Consider the following 23,346-nt stretch of genomic DNA (forward strand, 5'->3'; position numbering starts at 1 on the left):
CGTCTTCTTCTGTTGAGCGGGCACGTGATGCGCGGGCCCGCCGAAAACGCCGGCGGGGCTGGATTTCCAGCCCCGCCGGCGTTTGGTGTCAGTCGGCGTCCTCCGCCTTGATGCCCAGGCCTGGGAGCAGGCCGGGGAGGAGGGGCGGGAGGGTGATGTCCGGGTGGGCCGGCGTGGGTGTGCCGCCGGGCTCGGACGGGGTGGACTGGCCCTGGCCCGCGGGCGGGTTCAGGAGGTTGCCCGTACCGCCCAGGAGACCGCCGCCCGGGGACGGGGACTTCGGGGAACCCGAAGCCGACGGCGTGGGGGCCGCGGACGGGGTGCCCGAGGAGGGCGCCGTCTGCTGCTTGCCCGCCGGGGCGCTCGGCTTCGTGGAAGGTCCGGAGCCGCGGGTCTGTTCCGGAGGCTTCGGGAGCAGACTCTGGAGCGGCGCCACGTCTTGGTCTATGGCCTGGAAGACCGACTCCACCTCACCGCCCACGTCCGTGAGCTGCGCGGGGAGGTTGCCCCGGAGCTTGGCCCACGCGTCCCGGTGTGAACGGGAGAACGAGGACAGCGCCTGGATCGGGCCGAGCGAGCCGTCCCGTTCGTAGGCGGCCTGGAGCAGCCGGTGACCCTCCGAGGCATCGTGCTTCATGCCCGCGAGGGCTCGGCGGATCTCGCCGAGGGACTCGTGGTCGAGCGCGCCGAGACGGCCGCGCTCCATGAGCCGGCGGGCTTCCGACAGGCGGCTCGAGGCCTGGTCGAGGTAGAGCTCGCCCCGGTCCGAATCGCCGTCGGCCATCCCTAGCCGGATGTCCTCCATGCCCCGCTTCACGGGGTACAGGTGGTCACCCGGCAGGGCGTCCGTGCTGGCAGCGGCCACTCCGCTGAAGGCCCCCGCGGCCACACCTACGGTGAGACCGCCTGCCGCAATGCCCTTGGACCAGCGGGAGCGGGGCCGCAATTTCCGGAGCGAGGTCGCCCGGTGGGCGCCGCGGCCGGTCCGCTGTTCGGGCACTTGAGGGTCGGCGGCCACGCCGCCCCCGGCCCTCTCTTGCATCACCTTGGCTTCCATGGCGGCAATGAGCTGGGCTCGTTGCACCACTTTGACCTCGGGGTCCAGCACCGGGCGCGGCATTCTTTCGCCGAGCACGCTCGCCAGGGCCAACAACCGGTCGTGGTCGGCAGGTTCGGCAGGTGCCTCGGACTGCTCGGCCGCCGGGTCCGGTTCCGAAAGGTCGGACGGGGTCCGCTCCTCCAGGGCCTGGGCGAAGGCGTTCGCCCGCCGGTGCGGAGTCACGTTCGCGATCACTGGCGGCACCTCCTCTCGTCATGACGATCGACTCCCCAAGGTGTCCGGAAGGTTGCCTTCCTTGAGCACATCCACACTTTCGAGTGAGCGGCTTCGGTCAGGCCTTGGCCACAGGGAGCCTGCATTCCCCACAACGAGCGGCGCGGCACTTGGGTTACGGACGAAGGATGATCGGACCACAGCGTCATGGGATTCGGCAGTGCCGTCACTGTCGTCGGTCTCGTCGGTCTCGTCGGAGTGGTCGGTGTCATCAAGGTCATCAGGGAGGGGTACCGGAATGTGAGAGGAGGGGCGGCGTCAGCGGGCGTCGTCGGGGAGGAGGCGGGCCAGGGTGCGGACCGCCCGGTACTGGAGGGTCTTGATGGCACCCTCGTTCTTTCCCATCACCCTGGCCGTCTCGGCGACCGAGAGGCCCTGCAGGAAGCGCAAGGTGACGCACTCCTGCTGCTGCGGATTGAGTTTCCGTACGGCTTCCAGCAGGGCCGCGTTGGAGAGGGACTCCAGGACGGAGTCCTCGGGGGACCGTTCCACCTCGTTGGCGTCGAGCATTTCACCGGTGGTGACTTCCAGGCGGAAGCGGCTCGACTTGAAGTGGTCGGCGACCAGGTTGCGGGCGATCGTCACGAGCCAGGCGCCGAAGTCGCGGCCCTGCCAGGTGAAGGTGGAGATGCGGCGCAGCGCCCGCAGGAAGGTCTCGCTGGTGAGATCCTCCGCGGTCGCCTTGCCGCCGACGCGGTAGTAGATGTAGCGGTAGACGGTGTCGCTGTACTGGTCGTACAGGCGGCCGAAGGCGTCGGCCTCGCCGGCCTGGGCACGTTCGACCAGGTCCATCATGCGGGCCTGGTCGCTGTCCGCGGTGGGACGGCGGGCGGCGGGCGCGGTGGTCCCGGCGGCTGCGCCCCCGGCGGACGAGCCGCCGGCGCGACCGCGTCTGCCCACCGTTGCCCCGCCGTCGGTCAGGGCATAGCAAGGACCGGCCGGGCCGAGTCCGGCGGGGACAGCGGTGGCGAATGCGGGGGCGGTGTACGCGGTGGGGACGAAGCCGCGCAGCTGGTCGAGGACCGTTGCGCGCAGCGTAGCCAGGCCCGAGGCGTCAACCCCGACAGGTGGGTACACGGGACTCCCAGAGGCAGAGCTTCCATCACGTGCAGTGCGGGACCGGTCACCCGTCGTGGTGACAGATGGCGGTGGCATGCGTTTGAGGAGAATAACGCTTCGTACAGGCAGCGCTACACCCAGTTGCTCAAATCACCGGTTACGACACTTCTGTTGCGTGTCGAGGGCATATTCAGGCACGGATGGTGATCGATTCTTGATCACTTGGGTGCGCGGAATGCCTGCTTCCACGGTGGCTCGCGACCGAGTAGGGCAGGACGGAGTGCCGCGCCGGGGGCGCGGGTAGAGGTGAGCGAATGTGCCGGGCGGGGGAGGGTGCCGGGCGTGGTGGGGCGGGAGGCCGGGCAGGGCCCCGTAGGCGCTACTTGCGGCGTCGGTGCAGGGCGATCGCGGCGGCCGTGCCGCCCGCGATCGCGCCGACGCCCGCGGCGGCCGGGACGCCGATCTTCACGGCCTTGCGGCCGGTCCGATAGTCGCGCAGGCGCCAGTCGTTGGTGCGGGCATGCTTGCGCAGTTTTGTGTCGGGATTGATCGCGTACGGATGTCCGACCAGCGACAGCATCGGAATGTCGTTGTGCGAATCGCTGTACGCCGCGCAGCGCGCGAGGTCGAGGCCCTCGGCGGCGGCCAGGGCGCGGACCGCCTCCGCCTTCGCGGGGCCGTGCAGGGGCTCGCCGACCAGCCGGCCGGTGTAGACGCCGTCCACGGACTCGGCGACCGTGCCGAGGGCTCCGGTCAGGCCGAGCCGCCGGGCGATGATCGTGGCCGTCTCCACGGGGGCGGCCGTGACGAGCCAGACCTTCTGGCCGGCGTCGAGGTGGGCCTGGGCCAGGGCGCGGGTGCCCGGCCAGATCCGCTCCGCCATGTACTCGTCGTAGATCTCCTCGCCGATGGACATCAGTTCGGAGACCTTGTGTCCCTTGACGATGGACAGCGCGCTGTCGCGGGCGTCCTGCATGTGCTCGGGGTCCTCGACCCCGGCGAGCCGGAACCAGGCCTGCTGCCAGGCGAAGCGGGCGAGCTCGCGGCGGCGGAAGAACTCCCGCTTGTAGAGGCCGCGGCCGAAGTGGAAGATCGCGGCGCCCTGCATGACGGTGTTGTCGAGGTCGAAGAAGGCGGCGGCCAGGTCGTCGCCGGCGACGGGGAACTCGGGTTCGGCGGGCTCATCGGGCTCGGCGGCCCCGGTGGGCTCCTGTGGAGCCTCCGGCTCCGCCTCCGCCGCGCGTTCCGCTTCGGCGGTCGCGGGGAAGTCCGTGCCGTCGAGCAGTTCGTCGGCCAGTGCGGTCTTGCGGGCGGCCTCGGCCGAGGCCTCGCCTGCCAGCACGCTCCGCGCGGTGGCGGAGCGCCTACGGGGGGTGAGCCATCCCAGAGCGGCCATGACGCGAGCATAGCCACTGTGTTCGGGAGTTCCCGAACCGATGGGAATCGCTGGTGTGAACTCTTCGGTCCGGCCGGGCCGGGCCGGTCGGGGCGCGGGCGCGGGAGAATGGGTGCATGAGCCCTTTGTTGCGCCGTGCCGAAAACAAGCGTCCGGAGGAGCGGCTGGTCACGCTCATCGGGAAGCCGGGGTGCCATCTCTGTGATGACGCCCAGGAAGTCGTCGAGAAGGTCTGCGCCGAGACGGGTGCACAGTGGGAGAAGAAGGACATTTCCCTGGACGAGGAGTTGTACCGCCTGCACTGGGAGCAGATTCCGGTCGTGCTGGTGGACGGCGAGCAGCACACCTTCTGGAGGGTGAACCCTGACCGGCTCCGACGGGCATTGCGGGCTTGAGCCGTCGGGCGGTTACCATCGTGGGCGATTTATGGGGTCTCGGGGGCGTATTGGTGAGGAGTGTGTACCGTTTTGCCCCCTTCGGGAATTGAACGGGTTCGGCGTGTCGCCGGTTCCCGGTCCATACGCCCAAGGCGCGTGACCCCGGTCACTTTGCTCGGACAAAGCGGACACAATCTTTGTGCACGCGTTCACAAAGACATAGCCTGCATTCGACGGGGTGGTCCTGGGACAAGTGGCCACCTGCAGCCCCGCTCATCCCGCAGGAGCATCGTGGCAACTGGCCGAACTCACCGACCGGCGACCCGCAGCCGAGGTATTCCCGAGGCCACTGTCGCCCGGCTTCCGCTGTACTTGCGCGCCCTCACCGCGCTCTCCGAGCGATCCGTGCCCACGGTGTCCTCCGAAGAGCTGGCCGCGGCCGCCGGAGTCAACTCCGCGAAGCTCCGCAAGGACTTCTCCTACCTCGGCTCCTACGGGACCCGCGGGGTCGGTTACGACGTGGAGTACCTCGTCTACCAGATCTCCCGCGAGCTCGGGCTGACCCAGGACTGGCCGGTCGTCATCGTCGGCATCGGCAACCTCGGCGCCGCCCTGGCCAACTACGGCGGCTTCGCCTCGCGCGGCTTCCGCGTCGCGGCGCTCATCGACGCCGATCCGGCCATGGCCGGGAAGCCCGTCGCCGGGATGCCCGTGCAGCACACCGATGAGCTGGAGAAGATCATCGAGGAGAACGGCGTCTCCATCGGGGTCATCGCGACCCCGGCCGGCGCCGCCCAGCAGGTCAGCGAGCGGCTCATCGCCGCCGGTGTCACCTCCATCTTGAACTTCGCGCCGACCGTGCTGTCCGTGCCCGAGGGCGTCGACGTGCGCAAGGTCGACCTGTCGATCGAGCTGCAGATCCTGGCCTTCCACGAGCAGCGCAAGGCCGGCGAGGAAGCGGCCGCCGCCGCTGCCGCCGGGGGCCCCGCCGCGGGCACCGGCACCGGGGCGGCTCCCGCCGCCGCCGTCGTGCCGCCCGCCGGACGGGCCACCGCCGTCGCGCGGAAGGGCGGACCCGACGGGGACGTTCCGGCGGTGATGCCGGCATGAGTCTGCTCGTCGTTGGGCTGAGTCATCGCAGCGCGCCCGTGAGCGTGCTGGAGCGCGCTTCGCTGGCCGCCGATGCCAAGGTCAAGCTGCTGCACGACACGCTCGCCGCGGAACCGGCGGCGGAGGCGGCGGTGCTCGCCACCTGCAACCGGATCGAGCTGTACGCCGACGTGGACAAGTTCCACGCGGGTGTCGCCGAGCTGTCGACGCTGCTGGCGCAGCACAGTGGGGTGGCTCTGGAGGAGCTCACTCCTTATCTGTACGTGCACTACGAGGACCGGGCCGTCCATCACCTTTTCTCGGTGGCGTGCGGGCTGGACTCGATGGTCGTGGGTGAGGGGCAGATCCTCGGGCAGATCAAGGACGCGCTGGCGCTGGGGCAGGAGCTCCACACGGCGGGCCGTTTGATCAACGATCTTTTCCAGCAGGCGCTGCGCGTCGGCAAGCGGGCGCACTCCGAGACCGGGATCGACCGGGCCGGGCAGTCGCTCGTGACCTTCGGTCTGGAGCAGCTCGCCGTGCGGGTGCCGGTGGAGGAGTGGGCCGCGGGGAAGCGGGCGCTCGTCATCGGTGCCGGGTCGATGTCCTCGCTGGCCGCGGCGACGTTGGTGCGGGTGGGGGTCGCGGAGGTCGTGGTCGCGAACCGGACCGCTGAGCGGGCGGAGCGGTTGGCCGAGATTCTGGTTGCCTCGGGCACCGGGGTGGTGGCTTCGGCCATTGCGATGTCCGGGGTCGCGGATGAGCTGGCTCGGGTTGATGTCGTCGTGTCCTGCACGGGGGCCACTGGCTTGGTGCTGACCGGGGACGACGTGGCCGTGGCCATGGACGAACGCCCTGAGGAGGGCCCTGCGGGGGCTGTCCCCTACCCGCCCTTCCCCCGTTCCCCGGAGCTTCGCCCCGGACCCGATGCGGGTGCGGCGCCGTTGCCGGGGACCAGTCCCCGGACCCCTGCGCCTCAAACGCCGGCGGGGCTGGATTTGGCTGAGGCCGAGTCGTCCGTGACCGCCGCGGGGCATTTGGCTGAGGTCGGGTCGTCCGTGACCGCAGTCACCGCCGTGGCTGCCTCGGGGCTGGAATTGGCCGACGCCGCCCTCGTTGCGCGGCTTGCCGTGCTTGCGGGGGAGGGGCGGCGGATCGCCGATGCCGGGGCCGTGCGGAGCAAGGTGGTTGTCGAGGAGCGGGACGGGTGTCCTGTCGGGCTCGAGGCGCTTGCTTCCGATCCGGGGCGGACCGCCGATGGGCGGGCCGCGCTGGCCGGGGTGGATGCCGGATCGCTGGAGCTGCACGGGACCTGGGCCGATCAGGGCGAGGCCGCCGCGCAGCGGCAGCAGCCGCGCAAGGGCGTACGGAGTCAGCTGGACGCGCAGCCGGTACGGCTCGCGCTGCTCGACCTGGCCATGCCGCGGGACATCGACGCAGCCGTGCACCGGATTCCGGGCGTCAGGCTCGTCGACATCGAGTCGCTGGCCGAGACGAGCGCGGATGCGCCCATGGCCGCCGACGTCGACGCCGTACGCGCCATAGTGGCCGCGGAGGTGGCCGCCTTCGGGGCCGCCCAGCGGGCCGCGCACATCACGCCCACCGTGGTCGCCCTGCGCGCCATGGCCGCGGAGGTCGTCGCCATGGAGGTGGCACGGCTCGACGGACGGGTACCCGATCTCGACGAGCGGCAGCGGGCTGAAGTGACTCAGACCGTGCGGCGCGTCGTCGACAAGCTCCTCCACGCGCCGACCGTGCGCGTCAAGCAGCTCGCGAGCGAGCCCGGCGGCGCCGGGTACGCCGAGGCGCTGCGCGAACTCTTCGATCTCGACCCGCAGACGGTGGCCTCCGTCAGCCGGGCCGACGAGGCTGACAAGAACCACGACTCAGGACGGGCATCATGAATCCACGTCTCGACCAGCCGCTGAGGCTCGGCACGCGGCGCAGCAAGCTGGCCATGTCCCAGTCCGGGCATGTCGCCGAGGCGGTACGGGCGATCACCGGCCGGCCCGTCGAGCTCGTGGAGATCACGACCTACGGTGACGTGTCCCGCGAGAGCCTTTCGCAGATCGGCGGCACCGGCGTCTTCGTCACCGCCCTGCGCGAGGCCCTGGTGCGCGGTGAAGTCGACTTCGCCGTGCACTCGCTGAAGGACCTGCCCACCACGCAGCCCGACGACCTCGTCATCGCGGCCATGCCGCAGCGCGAGGACCCGCGCGACGCGCTCGTCGCCCGCGACGGCCTGACCTTCGAGCAGCTGCCCGACGGTGCGCGCATCGGTACGGGCTCGCCGCGGCGCAGGTCGCAGCTGCACGCTTATGCGAGGTCGCTTGGCAAGGTCATCGAGACCGTCGCCATCCGCGGCAACGTCGACACCCGGATCGGCTTCGTGCGGGACGGTGAGCTCGACGCGGTCGTGCTGGCCGCCGCCGGGCTCAACCGGATCGGCCGCGGCGACGAGGCCACCGACCTGATCTCCGTGGACAACATGCTGCCCGCGCCCGGCCAGGGTGCCCTGGCCGTGGAGTGTCTGGCGTCCGACACGGACCTGATCTCCGCGCTCGCCGAGCTCGACGACCCGTACACCCGGGCCGCCGTGACCGCCGAACGCGCCCTGCTCGGCGCCCTGGAGGCCGGCTGCAGCGCCCCCGTGGGCGCGCTCGCCGACCTGTTGGCCGACGGGCAGATTGTCAATGAGATGCGCCTGCGGGGAGTCGTGGGAACCCTCGACGGTTCCACGCTGGTGCAGCTGTCCACCACCGGTCCCGTGCCCCAGTCGTACGACGAGGCCATGGCGCTCGGCCGCGAACTCGCGGACGAGATGCTGGCCAAGGGCGCGGCCGGTCTGATGGGGGAGCGGTCGCTTTGAACCCCACAAGCCCAACCACCTCCGCGTTTCCGTCCGTCGCCGTCCAGGGGCACGTCACCTTCCTCGGTGCCGGCCCGGGCGACCCGGGACTGCTGACGCTGCGCGCCGTGGAGGCCCTGGCCGCCGCGGACGTACTGATCGCGGAGCCCGAGGTGCTCGAGGTCGTACGTACGCATGCGCGCGCGGGGGTGGACACGCCACAGCTGACGATTGCTGACGAGAAGTCAGCAGCCGCCGGAGTCCCGGTCATCCGAGATGCCGCCAATCTTGTCATGGAGGCCGCGCGCTCCGGCAGGCGGGTCGTCCGTGCCGTCACCGGGGACCCCGGGCTCGACGGGAACGCGGCCGAGGAGATGCTCGCCTGCGCCACCGGCGGCATCCCCTTCGAGGTCGTCCCGGGTGTCGCGACCGCCGTCGGCGTGCCCGCGTACGCCGGTGTTCCGCTGGCCGGCAAGCAGGGTGCGGACGTGCGGTTCGTGAACGCGCGGACCGCCTCCCCGCGCTGCTGGAGCGAGGTGGGCGCCAGCGACGGCATCCTCGTCGTCTCCGCGACGCTGGAGACCGTTTCGGCGGCGGCGTCCGAGCTGATCGGCGCCGGGCGCAAGCCCGACACCCCGCTCACCGTGACCGTGGCCGGTACGACGACCCGGCAGCGGACGTGGAGCGCGACCCTCGGGACCATCGCCCAGGTGTTCAAGCAGGGCAAGATCCTTCCGTCGCCGGAGGGCGCGCGCTCCGTCATAGCCGTGGTCGGGGAGCACGGCGCCGTCGCGCGCCGCGAGGAACTGTCCTGGTTCGAGTCGAAGCCGCTGTTCGGCTGGCGCGTGCTCGTGCCGCGCACCAAGGAGCAGGCGGCCTCGCTCTCCGACCAGCTGCGTTCGTACGGTGCGGTGCCCCACGAGGTGCCGACCATCGCCGTGGAGCCGCCGCGCACCCCGCAGCAGATGGAGCGGGCGGTCAAGGGCCTGGTGACGGGCCGCTACGAGTGGATCGCCTTCACCTCGGTGAACGCGGTCAAGGCCGTGCGCGAGAAGTTCGAGGAGTACGGGCTCGACGCCCGTGCCTTCGCGGGCATCAAGGTCGCCGCCGTCGGCGAGCAGACCGCCGCCGCGCTGGTGGAGTTCGGCGTCAAGCCCGACCTCGTGCCCAGCGGCGAGCAGTCCGCGGCCGGACTGCTGGAGGACTGGCCGCCGTACGACCCGGTCTTCGACCCGATCGACCGCGTCTTCCTGCCGCGCGCCGACATCGCCACCGAGACCCTGGTCGCCGGGCTGATCGAGCTCGGGTGGGAGGTCGACGACGTCACCGCCTACCGGACGGTGCGCGCTTCGCCGCCGCCGCAGGACACGCGGGAGGCGATCAAGGGCGGCGGGTTCGACGCCGTGCTCTTCACGTCGTCCTCCACCGTGCGCAACCTCGTCGGCATCGCAGGCAAGCCGCACAACGTCACCGTCATCGCGTGCATCGGCCCGGCCACGGCCAAGACGGCCGAGGAGCACGGGCTCCGGGTCGACGTGCTGTCGCCGGAGCCGAGCGTCAGCAAGCTGGCGGAGGCCCTGGCGGAGTACGGGGCCGCGCGCCGCGAGGCCGCGAAGGAGGCCGGGGAGAGCGTGTACCGGCCGAGCGAGCGGCGGCCGGGGGCGCGCAGGCGTCGTACGACCTGATGAGCGCGTTAGAGGTGTTAGGTGACAGGGCCCGGGTGCGATGTGCACCCGGGCCCTGTGGCATGTTCGGGCCGTGACGGAACCCACGGATCCCGATGAGGCGGTGGCCGCGCTGTGCGCGGCGGTGGCGGCGTACGACCACGAGGCGGCCGAGGAGCTCATGGCCGCGGGGGCGGATCCCGACCGGGCGCTGCCCGACGGCACGACCCCGCTGCTGCGGGCCGTCGAGGGCGGCTCCCCGGCGGTGGTGACGGCGCTGCTCGGCGACGACGCCCGGCAGCGGCTGCCGGAAGCGGAGCGGGGCCGGCTGCTGGAGGCGGCCCGGCGGTGGTACGGGGCGGGCGCGGAGGCGGAGCTGCGGCGGCTCACGGGGGCGGCGGGACCGGCGGACGTCGCGTGGGTGACGGACTCGGGGTACGACAGCGTCCCGGAGATCACCCTCGGCGGGCGGAGGGTACGGGCCGGGCACGGCGCGGTCCTGACCGATCTGGAGTGGGAGTTCCGCATCCTGGCCCCGGTGGCGGAACTGGTGGCCCGCGGGGTCCGGTCCCCGCGGCGGGACCACGTGGACCAGAACGCCTCGCTCCACGTCCTGAACAGCCGGGTCAGCGCGCAGACCTGGGCCGAGGCGGTGGCCTTCCGGCACGACCCGGATCCGGTGCGGCGGGGCTTCGTGGTCGACGTGATCCGGTACCGGCTGTGGGGGTGGGCCTACACCGCGCACGCGGGCTGGTACGAGAAGGAGTGCAACCGGATCCTCGTCGAGTGGGAGGCCGTGGAGACCGACGCGGAGGTGCTGGCCCGGCTGCTGGACGCTCTGGGCGAGGCGGAGGTGCCCGACCGGGAGGCCATCGGCCTGCGGCGCGCCGGGCATCCCGACCCGGGGGTGCGGCGCTGGGTGCCGGGTCTCTTCGACCACTGGGTGGCCGTGGACGTGCCGCGGGTGCTGTCTCCGGAGGTGCGGCGGGCGCTGCGGGAGCTGTGCCGCGACGAGGACGGCGAGGTGCGGGCCGCGGCCGCCGGGGTGCTGGCCGGCGAGGATCCGGAGCCGGCGGACCTGGAGCTCCTGCCGGACCTGCTGCGGGACCCGGACCCGGAGGTCGTGCGCCGGACCCTTCGCGGCCTCGGGTCCGTCACCCGCGCTGTGCCGGAGGTCGCCGAGCTGCTGGTGCGCTGCCTCGACTCGGAGGATCAGGACGTCCGGCTGAGCGCGGCCCACGGCCTGGCGGTACGGGACGACCCGCGCACGCCGGAGGCCTATGCGAAGGTCGGCCCGCTGGGCCCCGGCTACGAGAACGACCACCGGCCGGCCGGGCTGTGGCGGTGGAAGTTCCGGAACCTGCCCGACCCCTCGTAGTGTCCGCCCAATGGCGTGGTGCGTTCCCCGGCCGTGTGGCATGTTCCGGGCATGACGGCACTGGGGGAAGCGGTACGGGCGGGCGACACGGAGGCGGTACGGAGGCTGCTGGCGGGCGGTGCGGATCCGGACGCCCCGGACGGGGACGGACTGCCGCCGCTGTGCGCGGCCGTGGCGGCGTACGCGTACGGGACGGCGGAGCTGCTGGTCGAGGCCGGCGCGGACCCGGACCGGGTGCTGGCGGACGGTACGACCCCGCTGCTGCGGGCCGTCGAGGGCGGCTCCCCGGCGGTGGTCGGGGCGCTGCTGTGGTCCAGGGACCTCCCCGACCCGGGGGAGTGCCTGCCGGAGGCGGAGCGGGCACGGCTGCTGGACGCGGCCCGGCGCTGGTACGGGGCGGGCGCGGAGGCGGAGTTGAGGCGGCTGACGGGGGCGGCGGGCCCGGCGGACATCTTGACGGTCGAGGAGGAGTGGTGCCAGGTCGAGGAGGTCGGGCTCGGCGGGCTGACGGTGCGCGCGGGGCACGGCGCCGTCCTGACCACCCTGGAGGGGGTGTTCGGCGTTCCGGTCCCGCTGGAGGAGCTGGTGGCCCGGGCCGTCCGGCACACCGACTCCTCGCACGTGGACTGGTCTGCGGCCAAGTTCCGGCTGGAGGGCCGCCTCGCGGAGGGCAGCCGGGAGGTGGTGACCGCCCTGCGGCACCACCTGTCCTCCGTGCACCGCCGCTTCGCCGCCGACTGGCTGCTGACCTTGCAGTGGCGCCTCAGGGCCGACGCGTACCCGTACGACGAGGAGGATCGGGAGGTCCTCGCCGACTGGGCGGACGTGGAGGCGGACCCCGAGGTGCTCGCGCTCGTGCTGTGGGCCCTGACCGAGCACGACGTGGCACACCCGAGTCTGGACTCCCTCGGCCTGAGGTACGCCGCCCATCCGGATCCGGGGGTGCGCCTGCGGGCGGTGGACTGCATGGGCCGGCCCGATGGCGGGCCGTTCACGGGCGCGGGGTACGAGGCCCTGCTGCTCCTGGCGGGCGACCCCGACGACGAGGTGCGGTACTCCGCCGCCCTGAGCCTTCTGGCGTCCCGGCAGGACGTGGACACCATGCACGGCGTGATCCGCGACCTGGTCCGCGACCCGCGGAGCTCGATGCGGCTGGCGGCGGCGGAGCGCCTGGGGGAATCCGGCGACCGCACGGCCGATGCCACGGACCTGCTGCTGTCCCTCCTGGACGCGGACGACAAGATGCCCCGGCTGCTCGGCGCCTACGGACTGGCCCTGCGGGACCACCCGGACACCCCGCGGGCGTACGCGCGGGCGGAGGAACTCGGACCGTTCCACCCGTCCGACCACCGGGCGAACGGCCTCTGGGACTGGGAGCAGCGCAACGCGGCGGGCCGGGCCGGAGGCGGGGCCTAGGCTTGTCCCGACTGCTGTCGAAGCTCGAAGAGGCGACTAGAAGATGAGCACGTACGGATCCTTCCCCGGCTCGCGGCCCCGTCGGCTGCGCACCACCCCGGCGATGCGGCGGATGGTGGCGGAGTACCGGCTGCACCCCTCGGACCTGATCCTCCCGGCGTTCGTCCGGGAGGGCATCAGCGAGCCGCTCGCCATCTCGGCGATGCCGGGCGTGGTCCAGCACACCCGGGACACGCTGCGGAAGGCCGCCGTGGAGGCCGTCGAGGCCGGAGTCTCCGGGATCATGCTCTTCGGCGTACCGGCCGACGAGAACAAGGACGCGCGGGGCACGGCGGGCACCGAGCCGGACGGGATCTTGCAGCTCGCGATCCGCGACGTGAAGGCGGAGGTCGGCGACGACCTCGTCATCATGTCCGACCTGTGCCTGGACGAGTACACCGACCACGGCCACTGCGGGGTGCTCGACGAGCACGGCCGCGTGGACAACGACGCGACGCTGGAGCGCTACGCCGAGATGGCGCAGGTGCAGGCCGACGCGGGCGTCCACGTGGTGGGTCCGAGCGGGATGATGGACGGCCAGGTCGGCGTCATCCGTGACGCGCTGGACGAGACGGGCCACGAGGACGTCTCGATCCTCGCGTACACGGCCAAGTACTCCTCCGCCTTCTACGGTCCCTTCCGCGAGGCCGTCGCCTCCTCGCTCCAGGGCGACCGCAAGAGCTACCAGCAGGACCCGGCGAACGCCCGGGAGTCGCTGCGCGAGCTCGCCCTCGACCTGGAGGAGGGCGCCGACATGGTGATGGTCAAGCCGGCCGGGCCCTACCTGGACATCCTCTACCGGGTCGCGCAGGCGGTGGACGTCCCGGTGGCGGCGTACCAGATCAGCGGCGAGTTCGCGATGATCGAGGCGGCGGCGGAGAAGGGCTGGATCGAGCGCGAGCGGGCGATCCTGGAGACCCTGCTCGGCATCAAGCGGGCGGGCGCGGACACGATCCTGACGTACTGGGCGACGGAGGTCGCGCAGTGGCTGCGGGCGGAGCGCTGACGCGGTCCTAGCCGGCGGGGGAGAGGTAGAGCTCCCGGGCGCGGGTGAGGTCGACGGGCGCGTCCGTGTCCGCGTCCGTGGGTGCGGGTGCGGGTGCGGGCAGGTGGAGGAAGTGGGCCAGCTGCCAGGTCTGGGCGGCGGCGGCTTGGCGGTTGGTGGTGGTCACCCAGGGCGGGTAGACGCGGAAGGCGCGCTTCCCGCCGGATCCCCGCGCCGAGACGACGCCGTGGCGCCGGAGCGCCTCCGGGGAGAACACGAACTGGCCGGAGCGGTCGCCGTCGTCGGTGGCGACCACGAAGAGGTCGACGGGGTCGGCGGTGTCGAAGGGGCGGATGGGCCCGCCCGGGGCGGACCGCTGCCAGAGGGTGACGAACTGGCCGGCCTTGGTGGGCGTGGTCCTGGCCGCGCGGAACCGGACGCGGAGCCCGTCGAGGGTGAAGGCGTGTGCGGCGTACTCGGCGCTCTCGGGCTCGGGGACCGGCGGCGAGACGGTGAACCCGCAGGGGTCGTAGACGAGGGCCTTCGCCGCGAGGAGACCGCCGGGGACGGGGACGGTGCGGGGAACGGGCGGGTGCGCGGGGGGCGTCGGCATGCCGCCCAGCTTGTCATCCGGCCCCGGCCGGCCCCGCCCCCGTGCCCGTTCGCGCACGTCTGCCGCGGGGCGCATCCTGGGAGCAGGGTGACCCCCTGGAGGTGGTGAATCATGTCCACGCTCGTCGGGTGGCATGTGGAGCTCGAATTCGCCGAGGAGGGCGACCGCACCAGTGCGGCGGCCCTGGTCAGGCTCGGGGACGGCTCCGAGATACGGGCGCACGGCTACGCCATGCGTCACCCCTCCGACCCGGAGCAGCTGCGGGTCGGCGAAGAGATCGCGGGCGCTCGCGCGCTCATGGACATCGCGTCCCAGATGTTGCAGAAGGCCCACACGGAGATCGACGCGGCGACGGGCCGGCACTCGTACCCGCTGACCCGCTGACGCCGATGCGTCGACGCGCCGAGATGCGGGCGCGGTGCCCCGTTCGGAGCGCCGCGCCCGTCCGCGCCTAGCGCGTCCGCCGTTCGAAGACGACGGCCGACAGGGCTACGGAGACCAGGCCGATGGCCGCGCACCAGGCCAGGGCCACCCAGGGGGCGTCGCCGGCGGGCCGGGCGAGGAGCAGGGCCCGGAGGGATTCGATCACCGGGGTCAGCGGCTGGTGGTCGGCGAAGCCGTGGAGCCAGCCGGGCATGGTGTCGATGGGGACGAAGGCGCTGGACGGGTACGGCAGGAACATCATCAGGAAGGTGAAGCCGCCCGCCGCCTCCGGTGTGCCGGCGAGCAGCCCGAGCGTCGCGGCCAGCCAGGAGATCGCGGTGATGTACGCGACCAGGAGCGCGGCCGCGGCCAGGTAGCCGCGCGGCGAGGCCTGGGGGCGGAAGCCGATGGCGAGGGCGACGGCCAGGACCAGGCCGGTGGACACGAGGTTGCGCAGGACGGAGGCCGCGACATGCCCGGCCAGGATCGGGATGCCTCCGATGTCCAGGGACCGGAAGCGGTCGATCACGCCTTCCTTCATGTCGGTGGCGACGCTGACGGCGGTGCTCGCCGCGCCGAAGCCCGCGCAGAGCAGCATCGCTCCCGGGACCACGTAGGTGACGTACGTCGTCCCGGTGTCGATGGCTCCGCCGAAGAAGTAGACGAAGATCAGCATCAGCATGACCGGCAGCATCAACGCCCCTATGAGGACGTCCGGTTGGCGGCGGCTGATGCGCAGGCAGCGGGCGGCGAGGGCGTAGGCCGTCGCAGTGGTGCCGGGGCGGGCCGCGACGGTCGTCGTGGTGGCGGCGGTGGGTACGGAAGTGGTCACGGAGCGGCTCCCGTCAGGGTGAGGAACACGTCGTCGAGGGTGGCGCCGCGGACCGTGAAGCGGTCCACGGCCGTGCGGTCCGGGTCGAGTGCGTCGAGCAGGGACCGGACGTGGGCGGCGCTGCCGTCGGTGGGCAGGCTGAGGCCGAGTTCCTCCGGCGCCAGGGCGAGGCCCTCGGCGGAGGTGCTGTCCGCCTCCGCGAGCCGGGCCGCGCGCGGGGCCAGTGCCTCGTAGGCGGCCCGGTCGGCGAGGGTCAGGTCGAGGCGGTGGCCCGCCACCCGGGACTTGAGCTCCGCGGGGGTGCCTTCGGCGGCGATCCGCCCGCCCGCCAGGACGGCCACGCGGTCGGCGAGCCGGTCGGCCTCCTCCAGGTACTGGGTGGTGAGGAGCACGCTCGTGCCGTCGGCGCGCAGTTCCCGTACGAGTTCCCACAGGTCCTGGCGGCTGCGCGGGTCGAGCCCGGCGGTGGGCTCGTCCAGGAAGATCACCTCGGGCCGGGCGACGAGGCTCGCGGCGAGGTCGAGGCGGCGGCGCATACCGCCCGAGTAGGTCTTCGCGGTGCGTCCGGCGGCTTCGGTGAGTCCGAAGCGGGCGAGGAGTTCGTCGGCGCGGTCCCGGGCGGCGCGCGGTCCCAGTCCGCAGAGGCGGCCGGCCATGCGGAGGGTCTCGGTGCCGGTCTGGAGGTCGTCGACGGCGGCGAACTGCCCGGTAAGGCTGATGCGTTGGCGGACGCGAGTGCGGTCGGCGGTGATGTCGTACCCCGCGACGCGGGCGGTGCCGGAGCCGGGGTCGGGTGCGGTGAGGGTGGCGAGGATCCGGACGGTGGTGGTCTTCCCGGCGCCGTTGGGGCCGAGGAGGGCCAGGACGCTGCCGCGCGGGACGGCGAGGTCGATGCCGTCGAGGACGCGGAGTCCGCCGTAGGACTTGGTCAGGCCGGTGGCGTGGATGCCGAGGTCGTTCGTGGTCATCGCGGACCACGCTCCCTTCTTCTGCGTATGTAGTACGCGCTTCTGTGTAAGTAATACACAGAACTAGGATGTGGGTCAACGACGAGCGCGGGAGCGGGCGGCCATGGCGAAGGAACCGGAGAGGGAACCGGTGGAAGGCACCGGCCTTCCGGCGAGCCTGGAAATGGCCTGGGGCCTGCGCGAACGCCCCGGCAAGGGCCCGCGGCCCACGCTGACGCTCGCCCGGATCGTGGAGGCGGCGGTGACGCTGGCCGCCGCGGAGGGGATGGACGCCGTCTCGATGGGGCGGGTGGCCAAGGAGCTCGGCGTCTCCACGATGTCCCTCTACCGGTACGTCACGGCGAAGGAAGAGCTCTACATCCTGATGGCCGACGCCGGCGTCGGCACCCCGCCGGCCCCCTCCGGGGTTTCGGGCTGGCGGGAGCTGCTGGCGGAGTGGGCGTACGCGCAGCGGGCCGTCCTGATGGCCAACTCCTGGATCGTGCGCATCCCGCTCACCGGGGCACCGGTCAGCCCGAACCAGCTCGCCTGGATGGAACGCGGGCTCGCGGCGATGGCCGGGGCGGCGCTGAGGGAGGGCGAGAAGGTCTCGGCGATCATCCTGATCGGCGGCCTGGTCCGCAACGAGGCGACGATGGTCGCGGACATGATGGACGCCATCGTCAAGGCCGGCGTCTCACCGGACCAGGTACTGGGTCAGTACGTACGCACCCTGCGGCTGATGACCGCCCCGGACACCCACCCGGCGGTGACCCGCCTGCTGGAGTCCGACGCGTTCTCGGGTGCGGACGAGCCGGACTTCCAGTTCCGCTTCGGCCTGGACCGCATCCTGGACGGCCTGGCCGCGCTGATCAGCGAGCGGTCCACTCCGTGAGGGCGGCCCAGGCGGTGGGGGTCAGGTCCAGCACGGGGCCGTTCTGGACCTTCGAGTCCCGGACGTGGACCTGGGTCGCGCAGGTGGCGACCTCGACGCAGGCGGCGTATTCGCCGTCGCTGTACGTGGACTTCTGCCAGGCGATGGCCACCTCCAGGCAGGCGCCACCTTCGCTGCCGCTGTACGTGGACTTGCGCCAGGCGATGGCCACCTCCAGGCACTGGCCACCTTCGCTGCCGCTGTAGCTGGACTTGAACCACGTCAGTGCGCTGGTGGCGCTCATGTCTCTCCTAGCAGGCGGTCCAACAGGCCCCGTGTCTGCTCGGTGTTGAGGGCCTGAGTCCGCAGCATCGCATACTTGCGAGAGAGGATGCTGACCTCATCCAGGTCCGAGATCAGGTGGCTGCCGCGCTGGCTTTCCGTGTACGCGAGGTGTTGGTGCTCCGCGGTTTCCAGGAGGGTGAACGGGCCGTCGAGGCCCGCGTGCGAGGCGCGGCCCAGAGGCATCACCTGGAGGCTCAGGTCCGGCAATTCGGCGCACGCGCGCAGGTGGCGCAGCTGCTCCGCGTGCACCTCGTCCCCGCCGAGCCGGTCCCGTAGGACCGCCTCCCAGACGACGAAGCTCAAGGTCGGCGGATTGGCGCGGCGCAGGATCTGCTGGCGCGCGATGCGCCGAGCGGTCAGCGACTCGATCTCGGCCTCCGGGTGGGCCGGGACGCGGCAGGTGAAGACGGCCCGGGCGTGGGTCTCCGTCTGGAGCAGGCCCGGTACGACCTGGTTGTCGAACCAGGAGAGGGCGATCGCGCCGTCCTCCAGTTCCATGTACTCCTCCGCCCATGGCGGCGTCACGTCGACGGAGGGCATCTCGCTGGCCGCTACGGCCAGCACTCCTGGAAGCTCCAGATGGTGGTCCATCAGCTCGGCGACGTCCAGCATCAACGCCCGCCGCCCCTGCTCGATGGACGCGATCGTCTCCGCGTCCAAACCGACCAGCTCTCCGAGTCGCCTCTGCGTCAGGTTCTTGGCGATCCGGGCCGCGGCCACCATCCTCCCGACCATCTTCATGGTGGTCGCGTTCGGCCGTGCGCGTTTCCTCGGTGGCATGACGGTGAACTCCCCACCCTCGCGGCTGAACTACCCCGTGCCAACCCGTACTCATCACTGAGTACGGGTTGCCGCACTGCTTCAGGCTAGTCACGTAGCGCGACGATCGGCGGGTGAACCTTCATACTCAACCCGCCCTGGTCCAGGAGCGCCTCTACCTGCGCTCGCCCCAAAACATCAGCGCTGCACGCCACTTCACACGTGACACTTTGGAGGTGTGGGGCCGGGCAACCCGGCAGGACGACACATTGCTCTGCGTGAGCGAGCTGGCGACCAACGCGCTGCGGTACGGGGTCCCGCGCGGGCGGGGGTACCTGCTGCGGCTGCTCACGTACGACGGGACCGTCCGCGTCGAGGTGCACGACAGCGGGCCCGGGCTGTCGCGGATCCGCGAAGGGGTGCCCGGGCGGGGGCTCGTGCTCGTGGACGCCCTCGCCGATGCCTGGGGCGTGCTGCCCCGGGCACCCGGGAAAGTGGTGTGGTGCGAGTTCCGGGGGCTCGGCCGCTAGCCGCCGCCGACCCGGTCCGTCAGGCGGGCCATCGCCAGGCGGAGTTCGCGCCGCGCGCCCAGCGGGACGATCGCCGCGCGGCCCGGGACGCGGACGCCGCCCGTCAGGGCTACTCGGGTGCCGCCGCCGGGCTCGGGGGCGGCGGCCATGCCGATGATCAGGAAGCGGCTCTGGAGCCAGCACCAGCCGGGGCGCAGGACTCCGTGGAAGTGGGCCCGCAGGCCGTACTTGCTGCGGGCCAGGGCCTCCACGCGGTCGCCGGTGAGGCGGAGGATGCGAACGGTGCGCATGTCCGGCTGGAAGCGGCCGAACTCGCCCTCCAGGTCCGACATCACCGCCCAGACCTCCTCCAGGGGTGTGGGGAGCACCTCTTCGACCACCCCGGCCCCCGGGATCGCCGCCGCCATGATGCGGAGCCGGCCGACCGGATCTCCTTCGTACGTCATGCGGACCACGCCTTCCGGAAGCTCGTACGGGCCCGGTGCAGCCGGGACTTGGCGGTGCCCGGCGGGACGCCGAGCAGGGCGGCGGCGGACTCCTCGTCGAGGCCTTCGACGTCGCGGAGGACCAGGACGGCCCGGTGCGCGGGCGAGAGGCGGGCCAGGACGTCCTCGATGTCGGAGGCCAGCTGCGGATCGTCCCGGCGGGGTACGTCGGCCAGTTCCGCCGGGCGGTCGCGGCCCGCGCGCCGGGCGGTGCGGATCGCCTCGCGGACCGCGATGGAACGGACCCAGCCGTACAACGTCTCCGGGTCGCGGAGGCTGCGGAGCGACCCGAAGACCGCGAGCAGGGCCTCCTGCGCGGCGTCGGGGCCGTCCGCGAGGGCGATCGGGTGGCAGATCCGGGCGATGTACGGGGTCAGGTGGTCGAGGAGATCGTGCAGCGCGAGGGTGTCTCCGCCCCGGGCCGCCCGCGCGAGGGCGACTCCGCGCGCGCGGGCGGCCGGGGTGAGGGGGCCCGCGGCGGGGCCGCCGGGGGCGGGGCTGTCGGGCGCGGGGTCGCCGGGTGTCGGGCCGGCGGTACGGGGGCCGCCGGGCGCGGGGTCGCCGGGCGTCGGGCCGGCCGCATGGGGCCCGTCGGGCGCGGGGTGCACCGGCCTCACCGGGCCCGGGCCAGTCGGGCCGCGGCCCAGCCGAAGCCGAGGCAGGCGGGGGTGTAGAGGGCGAGGTTGAGGGTGCGGAAGGGGCCGTCCGCCGGGGCGGAGAGGAGGCCGGCGGCCCAGCCCAGGCCCGCGAGCCCCCGTACGGCCAGCCCGGCGGCGACCGCGGCCGTCACCAGGCGGGCGGGCCGCCCGGCACGGCCGTGCGCGTGCGCGAGCACGGCGGCTGCGCCGGTCAGGGTGAGCGCGGCGAGCGGCAGGACCACGGGCGGGCCGAAGGACACCTCGGAGCCGAGCACGGCGAGGGACAGGGCCCGCTCGTCGGGGGCGGGCCAGGTCAGGCCCGTGGCCCAGTACAGGTGGACCAGTCCGTCGGCGGCGAGCAGCGCGGCGAGCGCCCGCCCGGTGCGCCTTCGTGTCGAGCCGTTCATGGTGTGCCCCCTCGGTGGTGGAACGTTCCGGAAACGCTCCGGCACACCGAGGAGGGGGCCCACAGGGGAAACGTTCCCTGTGAGCCCGGTCACGCGGCTGGGGGACCGTCAGTCGACGATCTCCGGGCGGGCCTTGATGACGGCGAACACCGCGCCCTGCGGGTCGGCCAGGACGGCCATGCGGCCGGCCGCCATGTCGAAGGCGGGGGCCATGACGTTGCCTCCGGCGCGGGTGGCGGCGGCCTGGATCTCGTCGACGTCGTCGGCGCTGAAGTACGGGATCCAGTTCGGCGGGGTGCCCGCCGGGAGGTTCTTCAGGTCCATCATTCCGGCCACCGCGCGGCCGTCGACCTGGAACTCCGTGTACCCCGCGGCCTCCGGCATCTCGGACGCGGCCGTGGTGACCGGGAGGACGGCGCCGTAGAACGCTCTCGCGGCGGCGACGTCTCCGGTGCTCAGCTCGTTCCAGATCAGCGCGCCGTGCTCGTTGACGATGCCGGCCCCGTCGAAGGTGCCCGCCTGCCACAGGCCGACGACGGCGCCGGTCGGGTCGGCGATGACGGCCATCCGCCCGAGGTCCATGACGTCCATCGCGCCCATGACGGCCGTGCCGCCCGCGTCGGTGACGGACTTGAGGGTGGAGTCGAGGGAGTCCGTGGCCAGGTACGTGGTCCACACGGTCGGGGGCATCGGGTCGGGGACGGTGCCGTCCGGGTTCATCGCCTTCATGATCCCGGCGACCGGCTTGCCCTTGAGCGTGCAGACGGAGTACCCGCCGGTCTCGGGCGAGCCGATCTCGCCCTGCCAGCCGAAGAGGTCGGCGTAGAAGTCGATGGCGGCCTGCTGGTCGGGAACCATCAGGTCGATCCAGCAGGGGGTGCCGGGCTTGTAGGGGCCGTTCATGTCGGGCACGGGGCCCTCCGAGGGGGTGGGTAGGGGATGGACGGGCCGTCCCCTACCCGGGGCGTAGCGGCCCAAGCGGGCTGTTCGGGTGAAAACGGGCGCTTGGGGGTGGGGTGGATGTCCCCTGGCCCTGCCCGTGGCCGGGGGGTGATCACCCGTGACCATGGAGGCATTGCCCGGCGGGAGCTCCGCCTGGCATCCGTAAGACAAGGGGTGGGGAATTGAAGAGATCCATACGGACGCTCGTGTCCGTGGCGGCGAGCGTCGCGGCACTGGCCGCGACCCTGGGCACCGCGCTGGTCGCGGCGCCCGCCGCCCAGGCGGCTACGGCCGTGGCACCTGCCGTGGCACCCGCGCAGAACGAGATCCGGGTCGTGTCCTGGAACATCTGCGGAGAGGCGGGCAGCGCCCGCGGGGTGGACGGCTTCTGTCCGTACCGGAACGAGCCCGCCGTGAAGATGGACGAGCTGAAGAAGGCCGTGGACGAGCGGCGGGCCAACGTGGTCATGCTGCAGGAGGTCTGCGGCGGCGCCGCCGGAAGCCACATGGCGCTGCTCCAGGAGCGCCTCGGCGCCGCATGGTCCATCCGGCACGCCAAGGGCGCGCGACCCGACGGCCGCACCGACTGCCGCGGGGGTCTGACCGGCGACCTCGGCATCCTGCTGGCCGTGAAGGGGACCGTCACCGGCTCCTGGTCCCAGGACGCGCTGCCCGACTCCCCGGACGACGCACAGACCCTCCCGGTGCTGTGCGTGGCGGTGGAGGGCTGGACCACCACGCCCTGCACCACCCACATCATCCCGGGACAGGCGAGCCGCGCCGCCCAGCAGATCAAGAACGTCAAGGCGTTCGTGGACGCGCACGCCCCCGGCGGCACCGTCCTGGGCGGCGACTTCAACCGCAACGCGGCCGCGACCGGCATGGAGCCGCTGACCAGCGCCTACGACAACTGCATCGACGGGTACACGTACCACGGCTGGGACACCGTCGGCACCGGCGGGCACTCCTGGAACAAGCTCGACCACCTCTTCACCACGAAGGCCGCCGGCGCGAGCCGCTTCGCCTCCTGCGCCATCGACTCGGCGCGCATGGACACCACCCCGAACCAGGCGGGCGTGACCCCGAACGGCTTCTCCGACCACGCCCCCGTCACCGCCGTGCTGCGCGGCGCCCCGCGGACCGGCGACATGGACGGCGACGGCAGGTCTGACCTGGTCGCCGTCGACGACGCGGGCAGGCTCCGCCTCTACGCGGGCCGGGGCGACGGCTCCGTCACCGGCAGCCCGGCCGAGATCGGCAGCGGCGGCTGGACCGGCGCCTCGGTCTCCCACCGCGGTGACTGGACCGGCAACGGCACCGAGGACATCGTGGCCCGCGTAGGCAGCGAACTGCGCGTCTACCCGAACCGCGGCGACGGCACCCTGGCCGCCCCGGTCCGCATCGGTACCGGCTTCCCCACCGACTCCGAGGTCGTCAGCGTCGGCGACGCCACCGGCGACGGCTACCCGGACGTGATCGCCACCCTCGGCGACGCCCTGTGGCTGTACGCGGGCGACCCGGCCGCCAACCCAGGGGTGACGTCCGGCGTGCAGATCGGCCTGCGCGGCTGGTCCCCGATGAGCCTGAGCGCGGCCGGCGACGCCGACCACGACGGCAAGGCCGACCTGTTCGCGCGCGACGCGAACGACGAGAAGCTGTGGCTCTACCGGGGCCGCGGCGACGGCACCTTCGGCGAGCGCACCGAGTACGGCCACGGCTACGGGACCGGCAGCCGGCCGCTCCTGGCCGGCGCGGGCGACGCCGACGGCAACGGGATCGCGGACCTGTGGGCGACCACGAACGAGGGCACCGGCACGCTGATGTTCTACGCCGGCGAGACCAACGGCGCGGGCGATCCGGTCGACGGGACCCGCACCACGGTCGGCGCGAGCGGCTGGAACACGATCCGCGCGATCAGCTAGCGGGGAACGCGAAAGGGGCCCCGGGGAACACGCTCAGCGTGTTCC

The 23,346-nt window shown here is 72.6% G+C and carries 24 protein-coding genes; 12 read left to right on the forward strand and 12 right to left on the reverse strand.

The window, feature by feature from the left end; genetic code table 11:
- Positions 1 to 88: 88 nt before the first annotated feature.
- The 3 genes from ACFWNV_RS32440 to ACFWNV_RS32450 form a co-directional block, all read right to left on the reverse strand.
- On the reverse strand, positions 89 to 1,294 hold the full coding sequence (locus ACFWNV_RS32440; RefSeq protein ID WP_383953983.1) for a DUF5667 domain-containing protein: 1,206 nt from the start codon (positions 1,292 to 1,294) through the stop codon (positions 89 to 91).
- Between the two features lie 297 nt (positions 1,295 to 1,591).
- Complete coding sequence (locus ACFWNV_RS32445; protein ID WP_266905839.1) at positions 1,592 to 2,410, reverse strand: ECF subfamily RNA polymerase sigma factor, BldN family; 819 nt, start codon at positions 2,408 to 2,410, stop codon at positions 1,592 to 1,594.
- A gap of 361 nt (positions 2,411 to 2,771) precedes the next feature.
- Entirely contained in the window at positions 2,772 to 3,788 is a 1,017-nt protein-coding gene (locus tag ACFWNV_RS32450; RefSeq protein WP_383953985.1) for an HAD family hydrolase, read from the reverse strand.
- Between the two features lie 116 nt (positions 3,789 to 3,904).
- On the opposite strand from ACFWNV_RS32450, the gene ACFWNV_RS32455 reads away from it, so the two are divergent.
- The 8 genes from ACFWNV_RS32455 to hemB all read left to right on the forward strand — a co-directional run bounded on the left by ACFWNV_RS32455 (position 3,905) and on the right by hemB (position 13,605).
- Complete coding sequence (locus ACFWNV_RS32455) at positions 3,905 to 4,183, forward strand: glutaredoxin family protein (RefSeq protein ID WP_383953987.1); 279 nt, start codon at positions 3,905 to 3,907, stop codon at positions 4,181 to 4,183.
- Between the two features lie 273 nt (positions 4,184 to 4,456).
- Positions 4,457 to 5,275 carry a redox-sensing transcriptional repressor Rex gene (locus ACFWNV_RS32460; protein WP_351377525.1) on the forward strand — a complete coding sequence of 273 codons (819 nt, stop codon included), beginning with the start codon at positions 4,457 to 4,459 and terminating at the stop codon, positions 5,273 to 5,275.
- Positions 5,272 to 7,158 carry a glutamyl-tRNA reductase gene (locus ACFWNV_RS32465; RefSeq protein WP_383953990.1) on the forward strand — a complete coding sequence of 629 codons (1,887 nt, stop codon included), beginning with the start codon at positions 5,272 to 5,274 and terminating at the stop codon, positions 7,156 to 7,158. The genes ACFWNV_RS32460 and ACFWNV_RS32465 overlap by 4 nt, the downstream gene beginning before the upstream one ends.
- Positions 7,155 to 8,123, forward strand: a complete 969-nt coding sequence (gene hemC, locus ACFWNV_RS32470) for a hydroxymethylbilane synthase (protein ID WP_383953992.1) — start codon at positions 7,155 to 7,157, stop codon at positions 8,121 to 8,123. Before ACFWNV_RS32465 ends, hemC begins: the two co-directional genes overlap by 4 nt.
- Positions 8,120 to 9,787 (forward strand): uroporphyrinogen-III synthase, encoded by a 1,668-nt coding sequence (locus tag ACFWNV_RS32475; RefSeq protein ID WP_383953994.1) that lies wholly within the window; start codon positions 8,120 to 8,122, stop codon positions 9,785 to 9,787. The genes hemC and ACFWNV_RS32475 overlap by 4 nt, the downstream gene beginning before the upstream one ends.
- A 73-nt stretch (positions 9,788 to 9,860) precedes the next feature.
- Complete coding sequence (locus ACFWNV_RS32480) at positions 9,861 to 11,144, forward strand: HEAT repeat domain-containing protein (protein ID WP_383953996.1); 1,284 nt, start codon at positions 9,861 to 9,863, stop codon at positions 11,142 to 11,144.
- 51 nt (positions 11,145 to 11,195) lie between these two features.
- Positions 11,196 to 12,560: a HEAT repeat domain-containing protein gene (locus ACFWNV_RS32485; RefSeq protein ID WP_383953998.1), complete on the forward strand. Its 1,365-nt coding sequence runs from the start codon at positions 11,196 to 11,198 to the stop codon at positions 12,558 to 12,560.
- Positions 12,561 to 12,603: 43 nt separating this feature from the next.
- On the forward strand, positions 12,604 to 13,605 hold the full coding sequence (hemB, locus tag ACFWNV_RS32490) for a porphobilinogen synthase (protein WP_383954000.1): 1,002 nt from the start codon (positions 12,604 to 12,606) through the stop codon (positions 13,603 to 13,605).
- A 7-nt stretch (positions 13,606 to 13,612) separates the two neighbouring features.
- Here the strand turns inward: hemB and ACFWNV_RS32495 are convergent, their stop codons facing one another.
- Complete coding sequence (locus ACFWNV_RS32495) at positions 13,613 to 14,197, reverse strand: MepB family protein (protein WP_383954002.1); 585 nt, start codon at positions 14,195 to 14,197, stop codon at positions 13,613 to 13,615.
- 111 nt (positions 14,198 to 14,308) lie between these two features.
- Here ACFWNV_RS32495 and ACFWNV_RS32500 point away from each other — a divergent pair, with 111 nt between their 5' ends.
- The gene (locus ACFWNV_RS32500; RefSeq protein ID WP_383954004.1) at positions 14,309 to 14,581 is read left to right on the forward strand and encodes a DUF1876 domain-containing protein; all 273 of its coding nucleotides are present in this window, start codon (positions 14,309 to 14,311) and stop codon (positions 14,579 to 14,581) included.
- A gap of 67 nt (positions 14,582 to 14,648) precedes the next feature.
- On the opposite strand, the gene ACFWNV_RS32505 is transcribed toward ACFWNV_RS32500, so the two are convergent.
- The gene (locus tag ACFWNV_RS32505) at positions 14,649 to 15,452 is read right to left on the reverse strand and encodes an ABC transporter permease (protein WP_383954006.1); all 804 of its coding nucleotides are present in this window, start codon (positions 15,450 to 15,452) and stop codon (positions 14,649 to 14,651) included.
- A complete protein-coding gene (locus ACFWNV_RS32510) occupies positions 15,449 to 16,420 on the reverse strand; it encodes an ABC transporter ATP-binding protein (protein WP_383954008.1) in 972 nt (323 codons plus the stop codon). Before ACFWNV_RS32510 ends, ACFWNV_RS32505 begins: the two co-directional genes overlap by 4 nt.
- Positions 16,421 to 16,523: 103 nt before the next feature.
- Here ACFWNV_RS32510 and ACFWNV_RS32515 point away from each other — a divergent pair, with 103 nt between their 5' ends.
- Complete coding sequence (locus tag ACFWNV_RS32515; protein WP_383954010.1) at positions 16,524 to 17,294, forward strand: TetR/AcrR family transcriptional regulator; 771 nt, start codon at positions 16,524 to 16,526, stop codon at positions 17,292 to 17,294.
- Here ACFWNV_RS32515 and ACFWNV_RS32520 read toward each other — a convergent pair.
- The gene (locus ACFWNV_RS32520) at positions 17,272 to 17,577 is read right to left on the reverse strand and encodes a DUF397 domain-containing protein (RefSeq protein WP_383954012.1); all 306 of its coding nucleotides are present in this window, start codon (positions 17,575 to 17,577) and stop codon (positions 17,272 to 17,274) included. The genes ACFWNV_RS32515 and ACFWNV_RS32520 overlap by 23 nt on opposite strands.
- Positions 17,574 to 18,398: a helix-turn-helix domain-containing protein gene (locus ACFWNV_RS32525; RefSeq protein ID WP_383954014.1), complete on the reverse strand. Its 825-nt coding sequence runs from the start codon at positions 18,396 to 18,398 to the stop codon at positions 17,574 to 17,576. Before ACFWNV_RS32525 ends, ACFWNV_RS32520 begins: the two co-directional genes overlap by 4 nt.
- Before the next feature lie 113 nt (positions 18,399 to 18,511).
- Here ACFWNV_RS32525 and ACFWNV_RS32530 point away from each other — a divergent pair, with 113 nt between their 5' ends.
- A complete protein-coding gene (locus ACFWNV_RS32530; RefSeq protein WP_383954016.1) occupies positions 18,512 to 18,907 on the forward strand; it encodes an ATP-binding protein in 396 nt (131 codons plus the stop codon).
- On the opposite strand, the gene ACFWNV_RS32535 is transcribed toward ACFWNV_RS32530, so the two are convergent.
- The 4 genes from ACFWNV_RS32535 to ACFWNV_RS32550 all read right to left on the reverse strand — a co-directional run bounded on the left by ACFWNV_RS32535 (position 18,904) and on the right by ACFWNV_RS32550 (position 21,340).
- Positions 18,904 to 19,353, reverse strand: coding sequence for a hypothetical protein (locus ACFWNV_RS32535; protein WP_383954018.1), 450 nt, complete (start codon positions 19,351 to 19,353; stop codon positions 18,904 to 18,906). The genes ACFWNV_RS32530 and ACFWNV_RS32535 overlap by 4 nt on opposite strands.
- On the reverse strand, positions 19,350 to 20,000 hold the full coding sequence (locus tag ACFWNV_RS32540) for an RNA polymerase sigma factor (RefSeq protein ID WP_383954020.1): 651 nt from the start codon (positions 19,998 to 20,000) through the stop codon (positions 19,350 to 19,352). Before ACFWNV_RS32540 ends, ACFWNV_RS32535 begins: the two co-directional genes overlap by 4 nt.
- Positions 20,001 to 20,005: 5 nt before the next feature.
- The gene (locus ACFWNV_RS32545) at positions 20,006 to 20,437 is read right to left on the reverse strand and encodes a DUF3995 domain-containing protein (RefSeq protein WP_383954022.1); all 432 of its coding nucleotides are present in this window, start codon (positions 20,435 to 20,437) and stop codon (positions 20,006 to 20,008) included.
- A 108-nt stretch (positions 20,438 to 20,545) separates the two neighbouring features.
- Complete coding sequence (locus tag ACFWNV_RS32550; RefSeq protein WP_383954025.1) at positions 20,546 to 21,340, reverse strand: VOC family protein; 795 nt, start codon at positions 21,338 to 21,340, stop codon at positions 20,546 to 20,548.
- Between the two features lie 221 nt (positions 21,341 to 21,561).
- Between ACFWNV_RS32550 and ACFWNV_RS32555 the strand changes: the two genes are divergently transcribed.
- Positions 21,562 to 23,301 carry an FG-GAP-like repeat-containing protein gene (locus ACFWNV_RS32555; RefSeq protein WP_383954024.1) on the forward strand — a complete coding sequence of 580 codons (1,740 nt, stop codon included), beginning with the start codon at positions 21,562 to 21,564 and terminating at the stop codon, positions 23,299 to 23,301.
- Positions 23,302 to 23,346 lie beyond the last annotated feature (45 nt).

It is taken from the genome of Streptomyces sp. NPDC058401 (genome assembly GCF_042722885.1).
Classification (GTDB): Bacteria; Actinomycetota; Actinomycetes; order Streptomycetales; family Streptomycetaceae; genus Streptomyces.